This is a genomic window from Priestia sp. ABM2_011 (genome assembly GCF_056158845.1).
This window is the reverse complement of record NZ_JBSWUB010000001.1, coordinates 4,252,553-4,266,597: the sequence shown is the minus strand read 5'-3', so window position 1 is coordinate 4,266,597 and position 14,045 is coordinate 4,252,553. Positions and strand designations below refer to the sequence as shown.

The 14,045-nt window shown below is 38.4% G+C and carries 15 protein-coding genes; 12 read left to right on the top strand and 3 right to left on the bottom strand.

The window, feature by feature from the left end; genetic code table 11:
* The first annotated feature begins 196 nt into the window (after positions 1-196).
* From ACXAE4_RS22570 to ACXAE4_RS22560, 3 genes are all read left to right on the top strand, one after another.
* Positions 197-361 carry a hypothetical protein gene (locus ACXAE4_RS22570; protein WP_289578743.1) on the top strand — a complete coding sequence of 55 codons (165 nt, stop codon included), beginning with the start codon at positions 197-199 and terminating at the stop codon, positions 359-361.
* Positions 362-627: 266 nt separating this feature from the next.
* Positions 628-1,401 (top strand): EAL domain-containing protein, encoded by a 774-nt coding sequence (locus ACXAE4_RS22565; RefSeq protein ID WP_047751527.1) that lies wholly within the window; start codon positions 628-630, stop codon positions 1,399-1,401.
* Positions 1,402-1,625: 224 nt separating this feature from the next.
* Positions 1,626-3,599: a sensor domain-containing diguanylate cyclase gene (locus ACXAE4_RS22560; RefSeq protein WP_228307527.1), complete on the top strand. Its 1,974-nt coding sequence runs from the start codon at positions 1,626-1,628 to the stop codon at positions 3,597-3,599.
* Positions 3,600-3,622: 23 nt separating this feature from the next.
* On the opposite strand, the gene ACXAE4_RS22555 is transcribed toward ACXAE4_RS22560, so the two are convergent.
* Positions 3,623-3,937 (bottom strand): winged helix-turn-helix transcriptional regulator, encoded by a 315-nt coding sequence (locus tag ACXAE4_RS22555; RefSeq protein ID WP_013055757.1) that lies wholly within the window; start codon positions 3,935-3,937, stop codon positions 3,623-3,625.
* A gap of 289 nt (positions 3,938-4,226) precedes the next feature.
* On the opposite strand from ACXAE4_RS22555, the gene ACXAE4_RS22550 reads away from it, so the two are divergent.
* Positions 4,227-5,078 carry a GRP family sugar transporter gene (locus ACXAE4_RS22550; RefSeq protein ID WP_028412283.1) on the top strand — a complete coding sequence of 284 codons (852 nt, stop codon included), beginning with the start codon at positions 4,227-4,229 and terminating at the stop codon, positions 5,076-5,078.
* 62 nt (positions 5,079-5,140) lie between these two features.
* Positions 5,141-5,926: a glucose 1-dehydrogenase gene (gene gdh, locus ACXAE4_RS22545; protein ID WP_014461262.1), complete on the top strand. Its 786-nt coding sequence runs from the start codon at positions 5,141-5,143 to the stop codon at positions 5,924-5,926.
* A gap of 194 nt (positions 5,927-6,120) precedes the next feature.
* Here the strand turns inward: gdh and ACXAE4_RS22540 are convergent, their stop codons facing one another.
* Entirely contained in the window at positions 6,121-7,083 is a 963-nt protein-coding gene (locus ACXAE4_RS22540) for a bile acid:sodium symporter family protein (RefSeq protein WP_013055760.1), read from the bottom strand.
* A 201-nt stretch (positions 7,084-7,284) separates the two neighbouring features.
* Here ACXAE4_RS22540 and ACXAE4_RS22535 point away from each other — a divergent pair, with 201 nt between their 5' ends.
* The 7 genes from ACXAE4_RS22535 to ACXAE4_RS22505 all read left to right on the top strand — a co-directional run bounded on the left by ACXAE4_RS22535 (position 7,285) and on the right by ACXAE4_RS22505 (position 13,838).
* Positions 7,285-7,485 carry a DUF3311 domain-containing protein gene (locus ACXAE4_RS22535; protein WP_013055761.1) on the top strand — a complete coding sequence of 67 codons (201 nt, stop codon included), beginning with the start codon at positions 7,285-7,287 and terminating at the stop codon, positions 7,483-7,485.
* Positions 7,482-8,945, top strand: coding sequence for a sodium:solute symporter family protein (locus ACXAE4_RS22530; RefSeq protein ID WP_028412714.1), 1,464 nt, complete (start codon positions 7,482-7,484; stop codon positions 8,943-8,945). The genes ACXAE4_RS22535 and ACXAE4_RS22530 overlap by 4 nt, the downstream gene beginning before the upstream one ends.
* A gap of 85 nt (positions 8,946-9,030) precedes the next feature.
* Positions 9,031-9,210 carry a hypothetical protein gene (locus ACXAE4_RS22525; RefSeq protein WP_108674453.1) on the top strand — a complete coding sequence of 60 codons (180 nt, stop codon included), beginning with the start codon at positions 9,031-9,033 and terminating at the stop codon, positions 9,208-9,210.
* 594 nt (positions 9,211-9,804) lie between these two features.
* Positions 9,805-11,112, top strand: coding sequence for a sensor histidine kinase (locus ACXAE4_RS22520; RefSeq protein ID WP_108674454.1), 1,308 nt, complete (start codon positions 9,805-9,807; stop codon positions 11,110-11,112).
* Between the two features lies 1 nt (position 11,113).
* A complete protein-coding gene (locus tag ACXAE4_RS22515; protein WP_108674455.1) occupies positions 11,114-12,037 on the top strand; it encodes a response regulator in 924 nt (307 codons plus the stop codon).
* Between the two features lie 216 nt (positions 12,038-12,253).
* Positions 12,254-13,525, top strand: coding sequence for a cation:dicarboxylate symporter family transporter (locus ACXAE4_RS22510; RefSeq protein WP_028407730.1), 1,272 nt, complete (start codon positions 12,254-12,256; stop codon positions 13,523-13,525).
* Between the two features lie 133 nt (positions 13,526-13,658).
* Positions 13,659-13,838: a YfhD family protein gene (locus tag ACXAE4_RS22505; protein ID WP_013055768.1), complete on the top strand. Its 180-nt coding sequence runs from the start codon at positions 13,659-13,661 to the stop codon at positions 13,836-13,838.
* Here ACXAE4_RS22505 and ACXAE4_RS22500 read toward each other — a convergent pair.
* Complete coding sequence (locus ACXAE4_RS22500; protein WP_289578957.1) at positions 13,784-14,032, bottom strand: hypothetical protein; 249 nt, start codon at positions 14,030-14,032, stop codon at positions 13,784-13,786. The two genes, ACXAE4_RS22505 and ACXAE4_RS22500, sit on opposite strands and share 55 nt — an antisense overlap.
* Positions 14,033-14,045: the final 13 nt, after the last annotated feature.

Sequence of the window (14,045 nt, the reverse complement as noted above, 5' to 3'; positions counted from 1 at the left end):
AGAAAGTTATAGGATTTGCTTAGCTGTAGGTGCAATATTTTTTGTAATGTCTTGAATGGGCTGTTATCCTTGGTTTTCCAACTAGCATCTATTTATCAACATGAGCAACTTGTCTATGATTACAAACTAACGATAAGAGGTTATTGCGCTAAGTATATGATAAACGTAAACTTCACATATTAGGTGTTTCTAGCGGTTGATTGGAGGGCAAGGCGAAGACTCCTGCGGGAAAAGCGGAACAGGTGGGACCCCGCAGGAGCGTAAGCGACGAGGAGGCTCAGCGGCTGCCCGCGGAAAGCGAAGCCATGCACGGAAATCAAACGCGGTGTCCCAAGCAATCTATACTAGTCCCTTTATTTAATTTGCTCATCTTTAGATGGGGTTGAGTTGCTTATGTCTCAATCTCTTGTTTGAAACATCCTTTACAGCCTATCTATCAAAAGCATAAAAGTCTCTAAAACACTTCTTTGTTGCTATCATAAGCCTCCAGCAAGTCCCAAAATACTAAATCGCCTAATGGAATATCTTACTTTTAATGGACAATTATCTGTTTTTAGGATATATTTTTATAAGTTTAGGTTATGGAAGAAATAGTATATTGAAAACGAAAGGTGATTAAACGAAAGAATGGATGCTCATGTTTTAAAGGAACTGACGTATGAAGACTTTCAGTTTGTATATCAGCCTATTTATGCGCTGGATTCGTGGGAGACGCTAGGTTTTGAGGCTTTGCTGCGCACAGCTTTCGCAAAAGGGCAAATTGAAGAGTTGTTTTCACTGGCAAGACGCCATAATTATTTGTACAAGCTTGATACGATGGCAATTGAAGGGGCTATAAAGAACTTTCCGTTTGAGGTATTGAAATCTGAGGATTTATTTATCAATGTGTTTCCCTCTACTCTTCTCCACCCGCATTTCCAACGGTTTTTAACATTTCTGTTGAACACCTATGAAAATGCGAAACATCGTATTGTATGGGAGTTAAATGAAACGCTTCATGAAAAGATTTTATGGGAATCGCCTGCTCTTTTTGCCCGAGTAATGAGTTTGAAAGAGGCCGGTTTCAAAATTGCGATTGATGATTTTGGAGCAGGAGCCGCGGCGATGAGACAGGTAAGCATGTATGAGCCTCACTATATGAAGCTGGATCGAAGCTATGCGGAAGGACTAGCCGACTGCAAGCAAAAGAAAGATCTGATTGATTTGCTTGTTAACTATTATCCGCATACGAATCTCATTTTAGAAGGCGTTGAACGAGATAAAGATTTAGCCGCAGCGATTTCGTTAAACCTACATGCTGCTCAAGGCTATTTGCTGGGCATGCCGCAGTCGATCTCTTCCTACTTAACTTATAATAAGTACCGCAGTTTATTCAGACGAGAAAGGCTGCTGAACTCTTAAACCATACACTTCACTAAATAGATAATTTATCGTAATATAAAAGCGAGTAATTAGACCTATATGAAACATAGATGCCTTGAATTTTTATAAAATTATGTGATTTTGTGCGATTGTTAAAATATTTTAAAGGGTAAAGAAGACGTGTTGGTTTGGGAGAATGAGTGAATTGCATATCAAAACAAGACGTTTAGTGAAATTCCAAAGGCAGATGGAGGATATTTAGTATGTATAGTGAAGGGGTATTCCAATTTTATTTTATGAATATGCCGCAGCCTGTTATTTTAATTCAGCAAGAAAAACATCAGCTGTATTATAAAGAATGTAACAAAGCAGCTCAGCAATTCTTTGACAAAATGGAAGACAAGATAATCAATAAAGAAGAAAATCTGCTTTTTTACACACTTTGTGAAAAAGCCATTGCCACGAAAGAACCGATTCAATATCAATACATACAGCTTTTTCAGCCCGACCGGCATGCATATGAAGTAACTTTTACTCCTCTTTTTAATCAAGCGACAGCCCCTTCACATGTCCTTGTCATGGCTCAAGAAATTCATTATAAAAAAACACAGGAAGAGAGCACGCGTTTACTCGATGCGTTTCTAGAAAATACGGTAGACGCCATTCTAATTGCTGATTGTGATGAGAAGGTCTTAACAGTCAATGGAGCATTCGAAAAGCTATTTCAGTGGAGAAAAGAAGAAGTTATCGGAAAAAGCCGTCAAGAGATGAACATCGTGTCAAAGAAAGAGGAACAAGAAAACCTTAAATTAATCGAAGAATTAAAAAATGGTAAGACGCTGTCTCCTTATGAAACAGTCAGGTACACAAAAAGCGGCGAAGGCGTGTGTGTATCTGTCAGCTGTTCACCGATTTATGACTATCAAAATCAACTGGTCGCCTATTCAGTGATTTACCGAGATATCACAGCTATTAAAAAATTAGAATTAGAGCTCATAAAAAGCAAACAGTGGTACAAATCGCTATTTACAAACCACCACCACGCAGTTTGTATGCTGAATTTGGAAGGCACGATTTTAAATATCAACAGCGCATTCTTAGAAACGCTGCAGCTTTGTGCAAGCGATGTGCTGCATAAAAATTACCGAGACATTGCTAAAAGACTGGGAGCCTGTAATTACAAACGTTGGAATGTATATGAAGAAATTAGTTATAGTACAGAGATAACATTCCGAAGAAGCCAACATTCTATACAACATGTGTATATTACAACGATTCCTGTTAAAGTAAATAATCAAACGGTTGGCGCCTATGCAATCTTACACGATATTACGCCTCAAAAAGAAGCAGAAGAACAGCTGGCGTATACGCTGAAAGAACTTGAAAATATAAAATATGCGCTTGATGAATCAGCTAGCGTTATGATTATAAATGCAAGTGGAACTATTACCTATGTAAATGATATGTATGTACAGTATTCAGGTTATGAAAAAGAAGATTTAGTAGGGAAGTATTATCGAGATGCAGGGCTTAATCATGACCATCATGAGCTGCTTGAAACAATAAAAAGCGGAAAAGTATGGCGAGGACAGCTTGAAATGGGGACGAAGCATCATCAGTCATACTGGGTATCGAAAACAATTGTGCCGTTAAAAGATATAGACGGAAATATTAATCATTATGTATCCATTCATAATGATATTACTGAACAAAAAGCGCTAGAAAATAAACTTCATTTTGAAGCCACTCACGATAGTTTAACAGGTCTTCCCAACCGGGCGATGTTATTAAAAGAGTTAAACAAAGTAATTGAAAAAGGGCAGCAAAAAAGCGACGAGTTTTTTGCGCTTTTGTTTCTTGACTGTGATAATTTTAAGCAGATTAACGATGAATATGGCCATCATATAGGCGACGAATTTCTAAAAGCATACACGAAGAGATTAAAAAGCTGTGTACGGAAAGGTGATCGCATTTATCGTTTGGGCGGAGACGAGTTTATCATTATTTTAAACGTAACAAATGGACGAGAAATTGAACAAATTGCTAGGCGAATTCACGTATCTCTTCAGCAAAGCTGGAATGTACGGGGCTATTGTTTGCGCACCACAACTACCATCGGCGTCTCTATTTATCCAGAAGACGGGGAATCGGCTGCTTCATTATTAAAAAATGCAGATGATGCGTTATATAAAGGAAAAAGAGAAGGGAAAAATAATTATATCCTCTATCAAACGTAAAAAAAGCCTCCAAAGAGGCTTTTTTATTTTATCCATGTTTTTGCCCACTTGCTGACGGGTCCTAAGATCATACCAAGCTCTGATCCTTTTTTAGTTAAGATATATTCAATACGAACCGGACGTTCGGGAATAACGTGCCGGATTACAATTCCTTCTTCTTCTAACTCTTTCATTCGTTCGGTTAACATTCGTTTACTTAAAGAGGGAATGCTGCTGTGAATTTCACTAAAGCGTTTAGGACCGCTCATCAGGACATAAATAATTAATCCATTCCATCTTTTTCCTATTATATCAAACGTTTTCCACACTTTTGGACATAACTCATCAAATTCATTCATTCATGCCACCTACTTTATTGTATATAGGATATTAAAAGTAACCCTTATAATGTTATTATATACTAGCATTTGGATAATGAAAAGGCTATCTTTTTTTATTTTCAAAACTTTCAGTAGCTTGGAAACGCTGTATTGTAAAGTTTTAAAAAAAAGTCACAGAATCGACATATTATTATTGACGTATCAAGAAAAAAGGTCTAAGATTGGTTACATAAAGTTACCTAGTTAAATAAAAGGTACTTTAAATTTACAATTACATCAAGAGTTTGAGAAAGAAGGTTAGTATCAAATGGATATCCTTTTGGCTATTCTTCCTGCGATTTTCTGGGGAAGTATTGTCCTGTTCAACGTTAAATTGGGCGGAGGTCCTTACAGTCAAACGCTTGGGACTACAATTGGTGCGCTGATCTTTTCAGCCGTTATTTATTTCGTAGTTCATCCAGTGTTGACGCCGCTTATTTTTATTGTCGGAATCGTTTCAGGATTATTTTGGGCAGTTGGGCAAAGTAATCAGTTGAAAACGATTGATTATATTGGTGTTTCAAAAACCATGCCAATTTCAACTGGTATGCAGCTTGTGACGACATCACTGTTTGGTGTTATCGTGTTTCACGAGTGGTCAACAACAACAACCGTTATTTTAGGCGTGTTAGCTCTTATTTTTATTGTTATTGGTATCGTGCTAACATCACTAGAAAGCGAAAAAAACCCAGAGCAATCTGGACAATTCAAAAAAGGGATTATTACCCTTATTGTTTCAACAATTGGATACTTAGTGTATGTAGTTGTCGCTCGTTTATTTAATGTAGACGGCTGGTCGGCACTATTCCCACAAGCTATTGGTATGTTAATTGGTGGACTTATACTTACTTATAAACACAAACCGTTTAATAAATATGCAATTCGCAACATTATTCCAGGCCTTATTTGGGCAGCTGGTAACATGTTCTTATTTATCTCTCAACCTAAAGTAGGGGTTGCAACAAGCTTCTCATTATCACAAATGGGAATCGTTATTTCAACGCTTGGCGGTATCTTCTTACTTGGAGAAAAGAAAACAAAGCGTCAGCTTATTTCAATTACGATTGGTATTGTGCTCATCATTTTAGGTGGCGTATTCCTCGGAATGGCTAAAAGTTAACGTTTACGTAAAAGTTAATGATAGTATGTATGAATAAATGAAAACACTAGGAGGATTTTATTATGTATACAGATTTAAAAGATAAAGTAGTTGTAATTACAGGTGGATCAACAGGTTTAGGTCGCGCAATGGCTGTTCGTTTCGGTCAAGAAGAAGCAAAAGTTGTTATTAACTATTACAACAATGAAGAAGAAGCTTTAGATGCGAAAAAAGAAGTAGAAGAAGCAGGCGGACAAGCAATCATCGTTCAAGGCGACGTAACAAAAGAAGAAGACGTTGTAAATCTTGTTCAAACAGCTATTAAAGAATTCGGTACGTTAGACGTTATGATTAACAACGCTGGTGTTGAAAACCCAGTTCCTTCTCATGAGCTATCTTTAGACAACTGGAACAAAGTTATTGATACAAACTTAACAGGTGCATTCTTAGGAAGCCGTGAAGCAATTAAATATTTCGTTGAAAACGACATTAAAGGAAACGTTATTAACATGTCTAGCGTTCACGAAATGATTCCTTGGCCATTATTTGTTCACTACGCAGCAAGTAAAGGCGGTATGAAACTAATGACGGAAACATTGGCTCTTGAATATGCGCCAAAAGGTATCCGCGTAAATAACATTGGACCAGGTGCGATGAACACACCAATCAACGCTGAAAAATTCGCAGATCCTGTACAACGTGCAGACGTAGAAAGCATGATTCCAATGGGTTACATCGGTAAACCAGAAGAAGTAGCATCAGTTGCAGCATTCTTAGCATCATCACAAGCCAGCTATGTAACAGGTATTACATTATTTGCTGATGGTGGTATGACGAAATATCCTTCTTTCCAAGCAGGAAGAGGCTAATATAGTTTAGAATCGATGTAGAAAAAAGAGACATGGCAAAAAGCGCCATGTCTTTTTTTTCTATACCTAAGAGAACTTCACCCCCCTTGAGGGGTTGGTGAAATTCTCCTAGGTAAAAGCTTTTAAGAACTTTTTAAAACCTTTTTGGGAAGGTTCAAGGGAGCTTTTTGTGCTTCCCTTATAAGTTTATTGTATTAGCCAGCCATTTTTTTGTTAGACGATGGCTGGTTTTTGTCTTTTAGTTTGCTGAAGATAAAGGCTAGCACTGAGCCTGAGATGTTGTGCCAGACGCTGAAGATGGCGCTTGGGACAGCGGCTAGCGGCGAAAAGTGAGTGGAAGCGATAGTGACACCGAGCCCTGAGTTTTGCATGCCAACTTCCATTGCGACCGCTTTTTGTTTGGCTAAATCCATTCCACATAAGCGGGCAAAGAAGAAGCCGATTGTGAAACCAAGAATGTTGTGAAGCACGACTACGGCAAAAATGATACCACCCGTTTTAGCAAGCTGCGCTTGGCTTCCTGCCACAACAGCAGATACAATCAAAACAATTGCGACTACTGAAACAAGGGGAAGAGCTTTGGAACTCGCTTCTGCAGCTTTTCCAAAAAACTTTTTGATCGTAAATCCAAGAGCAAGCGGAATGATGACAACTTGTATAATGGAAATAATAAGAGACATGATATCAATATCGACCCACTTGCTTGCAAATAATAAAATAAGAAGCGGTGTAACAATCGGTGCTAAAATGGTTGAAACAGAAGCGATAGCAACTGCAAGCGCAACGTTTCCTCGAGCCAAAAAGACCATTACGTTTGATGATGTGCCGCTTGGACAGCAGCCTACTAAAATAACGCCCACTGCTATTTCTTTTGGTAAATCTAAGCCAATTGCCAAACCGAATGCGAGAAGCGGCATAATGATAAAATGTCCTACCACGCCTAGTGCTACTTCTTTCGGTCTTCGAAATACTTCGCTGAAATCAGACGCTGACAGCGTTAATCCCATTCCAAACATGACAATTCCTAAAAGCGGAACGATATACTTTCCAATCCATACAAAGTGCTCCGGGAATGAATAGGCAATAACGGAAATTAAAATAACCCAAAGCGTAAATGTTTTTCCTGCAAATGTACTGATTTTCTCTATTGTTTTCATCTGTACGATACCTCCTGCGAACTATAAGAAGAAATTATACTATTTATTCAGAAAAATGAAAACAGTATTTTTGTAAAATAGTACAGAATATTTTATCTTTTGGAGATTATTTCAGCTTATATGCAAGCATTCCTTCATTGAATACACAGAATATGTGGTAATATAAAGAAGTTAGTTTTAGAAAGTCGGAGGAGTTTAGTCATGAAATTTATCTATATTTTGTCTGTCCTTCCGTTCGTAGGCATATTAGGTTTTCTCCCTTTTGTTAATCGAGTGACTCCGTTTGTTCTCGGTATGCCGTTCAATATGTTTTGGATGGTGATATGGGTGGTGCTTACGTCCATTATTTTAGGGGTTATGTATAAGCTTGATCCCAGAAATCGGGAAGGGGAAGAAGAATGAATAGTGCACTTATTATTATTTTACTATTTTTAGTGGCAGCTATTTTTCTTGGCATACGATCAACCAAAGGCAAGGATATGAACTTGGAGCAGTGGACGGTAGGCGGACGCGGTTTCGGGGCTATTTTAGTGTTTGTGCTGATGGCCGGAGAAATCTATACAACGTTTTCGTTTCTAGGCGGAAGCGGATGGGCTTATGGAAAAGGAGCTCCTGCACTTTATGTCTTAATTTATATTAGCTTATCATATGTCTTATCATACTGGCTTCTTCCTGTTATTTGGAAGTATGCAAGAGATCATAAGCTCGTCTCGCAGCCTGATTTTTTTGTAAGCAAATATAAAAGCCCTTACCTTGGTGTGCTTGTAGCTGCTGTAGGAGTGATTGCGGTCATTCCTGTTATTGTTGTGCAGTTAAAAGGATTGGGAATTATTGTATCACAAGCATCATACGGCGCCATTTCAATGCCGGCAGCTATTTGGATGGGAGCTATCAGTTTAACGCTGTATGTGATGATATCCGGTATCCACGGTTCTGCATGGACGGCTGTTATTAAAGACATTATGATGCTTGCTGTGATTGGGTTTTTAGGTATTTATTTACCTTTTCATTATTACGGAGGATACGGTCCAATGTTTGAAGCTGTGAATACAGCGAAGCCCGGGTTTTTAAAGTTTCCTGAGCAAGGATTAAGCGTCTCGTGGTTTATTTCGACCGTTATTTTACTAGTACTTGGTTTTTATATGTGGCCGCAGGTGTTTAGCTCAAGCTATACAGCGAAAAATGCAAAGGTATTTCGTAAAAATGCAATCATTAGTCCTCTTTATACGCTGATGCTGCTTTTTGTATTTTTTGTTGGATTTGCAGCTATCTTAAAAGTTCCTGGTTTAAGCGGAGGAGACGTGGATCTTGCGCTATTAAGGATCTCAATCCAAACGTTTGATCCTTGGTTTATTGGAATTATAGGAGGAGCGGGTTTGCTGACAGCGCTTGTGCCGGGATCGATGCTGTTAATGAGTGCGTCAACGCTGCTGGCGAAAAACATATACAAACCGTTTGCGCCTCAAGCAAGCGAAGCGCGTATTGCTCGTTTAGCGAAAAGCTTTGTACCGGTTGTGGCACTCATTTCCGTTTACTTTACGCTAAACGGGGGAACGACGCTATCAACAATTATTTTGATGGGCTATAGTCTAATGACACAGCTGTTTCCATCTCTGCTTTTCAGCTTGAAGAAAAATAACTTTGTAACGAAACAAGGAGCAGCGTGGGGGATTGTTGCCGGAATTATTGTAGTAGCCTATATTACAATCAGCGGATCTACTATTGGTACATTGTTCCCGTCACTGCCTCAGCAAATGAAAGATATCAACGTCGGATTTATTGCGCTGCTTATCAACTTTATCGTAATGTGGGCAGTCAGTATGCTCACAAAGCAAAACGAAGCTGAGACAAAAGTATATTAGACGAAGTGAAAAACGAACCATTGATCAACACGTTTGATTAGTGGTTCGTTTTTTTGTTAGGGTCAACGGTAGACCCTTCTAGCAGTTGATTGGAGGGCAAGACGAAGACTCCTGCGGGAAAAGCGGAACAGGTGAGACCCCACAGGAGCGCAAGCGACGAGGAGGCTCAACGGCCGCCCGCGGAAAGCGACGTCTTGCACGGAAATCAACTGCGGTGTCACAAGCGGTTCAGCTCATGTCTACCGTTTGTTCGTCTTTAGATTAGATTCATCTCATTATGTCTCAGCCTTGTTTTTTCTAATCAAACAGCAAAGAGCCAAAGGAATAGGATCATCCTTTGGCTCTTTACGTGGCTTTTAACCGATAATTTGTAAAATTTCCTACATCAACTGATTTACGCTAAAGCGGGAACTCGGTCGTTATAGTAAATAACTTCCGATAGGATCTTACACCCTTTAATCTCCTGAAATGTCTTTTTCGCCTCTACCTCTGATTCAAATTCAAACATAGTCGGACTTTGGTTTTTCGAGTAAACGGTAATGATCCACATTGTAAAATAAGCTCCCCCTGTAAAATAATAGTTTTCCTTTTTAGTGTAGCTATCAGGTGATGTAATAATAATTGAATAGTTGTGATACAGCCTCACATTTTAAAAGGTACTTCTACTATACAACAAAAATTACAAAATAAAACAAGAAAATCTAAAAAACTACAAAGAATAATGAAAGAGAATAAATAACCGTTTATATATGGGCTATATTTATAAATGGAAGTGGGAGTGTAAAAAATATAGGAAGAGCGATTGTCTTTTAGATTGCTAAACTATATACTTATGTTCAAAAAGTGCAGGACGTGAACGATGAAAGTTGATACGGTAGTAAAAAAAGATGTTTTACTCATTTTGGTGATGATAGTTGTTGTGCCGCTAGCAGGAGAGCTTAAATATTATCCTTTTCATGATACGTATAGAGTCAGCTTTGCTGTGCCCATTTTTTTCTTTTCACTGCTGCTTTTAAGAAAGGTATCTCCTGTAATACCAGGTATTTTAGTTGCGAGTGCTATAGTGGGCTTTCGAATGTACCTTGATTGGTATAATTACGAATCATTTGATTTTCTGCATTCTTTGCAGATCCGGTGCTCAGCAGGGATTTATTATCTTGTTTATGCCATTGCTTTTTCTTGGTTTAAGATTAACGATTTTCATTCAAAGCCGTGGATTATTGGCATATGGAGCATCATCATCGAAACGGTTTCAGGTGGCATGGAACTGCTTTGTATGTATGTGATGGTTCACCATCATATTGTGTTTCCGGAGTTCATGCAAATTTTTATTGTAGGCGTCTTTCGAAGTTTCTTTGTTTTATGTCTGTTTAGCATGATCAAGCTTTACGAAGGGCAGCTGAGAGAACGGCAAATCTCTCAAAAAAATGATCAGCTGCTTGTTGTGCTTTCAAATTTGTATGAAGAATCCATTCATTTGAAAAAAACGCTGCAAGACGCTGAGAGAATTACGAAAAAGTCGTATGATTTATATGAAGAACTACACGAAGCAGATATCCACCAGCTTACTTCGCTGCACGAATTTAGCCAAAAAGCATTACAAATTGCAGGGGAAGTACATGATATTAAAAAAGACAATCAGCGGATATCAGCAGGGTTGTCCAAGGTCATTACAAAAGAAGAATTTTCTGAGTATATGGAAATCGAAAGTCTGCTTCAAATCGTCATGCGCAGCAATGAAAAATATGCGGCGCTGTTAGCAAAAGATATTCATTTTTCATATTCGGTTCTAGGAGAGCATCCTCGCTATCACGTGTACTTGTTTTTATCATTAATTAATAACTTAGTAACGAATGCAGTCGAAGCGATTGAAAAAGAAGGCGCGATTATTATCGACGTATGCCGAGAAGAAGACCGCATTTTACTATATGTAAGAGACAGCGGTCCCGGTGTGAAAAAAAGGCATGAACGTCTCATTTTTAAAGCGGGATTTACATCCAAATACGCAAAGGACGGGACGCCTTCTACAGGTCTTGGGCTTGTCTACGTTAAGCAAATGACCGAGCAGCTGGGCGGGAGTATTCAATTTATTAATCTGTCTCCAAGCCCCGGTGTTCAATTTACTATAGATTTACCTATGTCTACGTTAATGGGGGATAAGGACTAATATGCGATTTTATATCATAGATGATGACGAAGTCTTTCGTTCAATGTTAGCTGAAATTATTGAAGATAATGATTTAGGAGAGGTTATAGGGGAGGCAGAAGACGGAATTGTCTTAAATGATCAATCTTCTCTATTGCAGCAGATCGATATTTTATTTATTGATTTGTTGATGCCCATTCAAGACGGAATCGAAACCGTGCGCAAAATAAAGGATACTTTTAAAGGCAAAATTATTATGATGTCACAGGTAGAAACAAAAGATTTGATTGGAAAAGCCTACTCGCTTGGCATTGAATACTATATCACGAAGCCGCTTAATCGTATGGAAGTGCTCATGGTCATTCAAAAAGTAATTGAACGAATTCATGTTCAACAATCAATGGAGAAAATTCAAGAATCGTTAAATACCGTACTTAATATAGGAAACCAGCAAAAAACGCCTGCTTCTGGTAAAAAAGAAAGCGATCCGGCAGAAGCGTGCAGGTTTCTTTTAAGAGAACTTGGGATTTTAGGAGAAAGCGGAAGTAAAGATTTAATCGAAATCATCAATTACCTGCATCAAACGGAAAAGAGCACGATGTATGAACAGCATTTTCCGTCTCTCAAAGAAATTTTTGAGAAAATTACCGTGAGAAAGCTTGGTTCACCTTTTTCAGAAGACGTGCTGCAAAAAGAAATGAAAGCAGCCGAACAGCGAGTCAGAAGAGCCATTTATCAGTCTTTAAATCATTTGACTTCCCTTGGAATGGTTGATTTCTTTAATCCTAAATTTGAAAATTACGCTTCTAAGTTTTTCGATTTTTCAATGGTGCATCAGCGCATGAGAGATATAGAAAAAGGAACGGGCAAAAGCAGTACGCCAAGTCGTATAAATGTAAAGAAATTTATTCAAATGCTCTATTATGAAGTCAAACAAACGCTGTAGTAAAAAAACTACAGCGTTTTCATTTTGTAATTTTCTAAAAACTTTTTGTTAGTTTCAGTAGGTTTTTGTTAGATTTTGTGATGCCCATGATAATGTAATCTTATGAATAAAAGAACTACTTAATAAACAGTTCTTAATGGAATTGTATCTGTTGAATACATTAAGTGCAAATAAACAGCTTCGAGCTGTTAGAAAAAAGAAGGAAGGTGCAAAGATATGTTCAAAAAGCTTGGATTAGCAGGACAAATTCTAATTGGTTTGATTGCAGGTATTATTGTAGGGGCCATTTTTTACGGAAATCCTAAAGCAGTTGAAGTACTGCAGCCAATTGGAGACGTATTCATTCATTTAATTAAAATGATCGTGGTGCCGATTGTTATATCTAGTATCATTGTGGGCGTTGCGGGTGTTGGTGATATTAAGAAGCTTGGTAAATTAGGCGGAAAAACAATTCTTTACTTTGAAATCATTACAACGGTTGCCATTGTTGTAGGCTTATTAGCAGCTAACTTGCTTCACCCTGGTACTGGTGTGGACCGCAGCGGTCTTGAAAAATCAGATATCAGCAGCTACACATCAACGGCAGAAGCTACAGAGCAAAAAGGATTTGTAGAAACATTTGTTCACATCGTTCCAACGAATGTATTTGAGTCAATTGCTGCAGGCGACATGCTGCCAATTATTTTCTTCTCAGTCCTATTTGGACTTGGAATTGCATCCATTGGTGAAAAAGGAAAGCCGGTTTTAAGATTTTTTGAAGGCACGGCAGAAGCGATGTTTTGGGTAACGAATTTAGTTATGAAGTTTGCACCGTTTGGCGTATTTGCATTAATCGGTGTAACTGTATCAAAATTTGGACTAGCGTCTCTGATTCCGCTTAGTAAGCTTGTAATTGTTGCTTACGGCACAATGATTTTCTTTGTATTAGTTGTACTAGGACTTGTAGCTAAATGGGCAGGCGTTAACATCTTCCACTTATTAAAAGTGTTAAAAGATGAACTGCTGCTAGCATTTTCAACTGCAAGTTCAGAAACAGTATTACCGCGTATTATTGCGAAAATGGAAAAGTTCGGATGTCCTAAAGCCATTACATCTTTTGTTATTCCGACGGGGTATTCGTTTAACTTAGATGGATCTACTCTTTATCAAGCGCTTGCTGCGATCTTTATTGCGCAAATGTACGGTATTGATATGAGCATCACACAGCAAATTTCACTGATATTAATTTTAATGGTTACATCTAAAGGAATTGCAGGAGTTCCGGGCGTATCGTTTGTTGTACTGCTTGCAACGCTTGGATCTGTAGGACTTCCAGTAGAAGGGCTTGCTTTTATCGCTGGAATTGACCGTTTGTTAGATATGGGACGTACAGCGGTAAACGTAATTGGAAACTCACTTGGTGCAATCGTCATTTCAAAGTGGGAAGGTCAATTTAACGACAAAGACAAGGAAGCTTATATTAACGAAGTAACGAAAAAAGTATCGTAATTACAAACGTATTTTAGTTGAAGGAAGATCCGAACGAGTAATCGTTCGGATTTTTTCGTTTGAATTTGCTTTGAAAAGTTGGGAATAGTAACTAAAGATGAAAAACAAATGATTGATACAAGGAGGTCACAACATGGGAAGAGCAAATAATCACAAATCATCACATAACAACAAAGGGTCACTGCCTCAAACACCAAAAGAGTTAAAAATTGCTCCGGATCAAGCAAATGAAGAATTTTCACGCGAGTTAGCGCAGCATCATGATGCTAAAGCGAAACAGGACTTAATTTTGAAACAGCAAAAAGAAAAGTAAAAGAAAAAAAGCTGAGACATAATGAAATGAATCCAGCCTAAAGACGAATAAATGAGATACATGACCTGGACTGCTTGTGACACCGCAGTTGATTTCCGTACAAGGCTTCGCTTTCCGCGGGCGGGCGCTGAGCCTCCTCGTCGCTTGCTCTCCTGCGGGGTCTCACCTGCTCCGCTTTTCCCTAAGTGAAAAATGCTTTTGTCCCAT

Coding starts and splice junctions, on each gene's coding strand:
- ACXAE4_RS22565 (WP_047751527.1), top strand. CDS start 628: ATGGATGCTCATGTTTTAAAGGAACTGACGTATGAAGACTTTCAGTTT.
- ACXAE4_RS22560 (WP_228307527.1), top strand. CDS start 1,626: ATGTATAGTGAAGGGGTATTCCAATTTTATTTTATGAATATGCCGCAG.
- ACXAE4_RS22555 (WP_013055757.1), bottom strand. CDS start 3,937: ATGAATGAATTTGATGAGTTATGTCCAAAAGTGTGGAAAACGTTTGAT.
- ACXAE4_RS22550 (WP_028412283.1), top strand. CDS start 4,227: ATGGATATCCTTTTGGCTATTCTTCCTGCGATTTTCTGGGGAAGTATT.
- gdh (WP_014461262.1), top strand. CDS start 5,141: ATGTATACAGATTTAAAAGATAAAGTAGTTGTAATTACAGGTGGATCA.
- ACXAE4_RS22540 (WP_013055760.1), bottom strand. CDS start 7,083: ATGAAAACAATAGAGAAAATCAGTACATTTGCAGGAAAAACATTTACG.
- ACXAE4_RS22535 (WP_013055761.1), top strand. CDS start 7,285: ATGAAATTTATCTATATTTTGTCTGTCCTTCCGTTCGTAGGCATATTA.
- ACXAE4_RS22530 (WP_028412714.1), top strand. CDS start 7,482: ATGAATAGTGCACTTATTATTATTTTACTATTTTTAGTGGCAGCTATT.
- ACXAE4_RS22520 (WP_108674454.1), top strand. CDS start 9,805: ATGAAAGTTGATACGGTAGTAAAAAAAGATGTTTTACTCATTTTGGTG.
- ACXAE4_RS22515 (WP_108674455.1), top strand. CDS start 11,114: ATGCGATTTTATATCATAGATGATGACGAAGTCTTTCGTTCAATGTTA.
- ACXAE4_RS22510 (WP_028407730.1), top strand. CDS start 12,254: ATGTTCAAAAAGCTTGGATTAGCAGGACAAATTCTAATTGGTTTGATT.
- ACXAE4_RS22505 (WP_013055768.1), top strand. CDS start 13,659: ATGGGAAGAGCAAATAATCACAAATCATCACATAACAACAAAGGGTCA.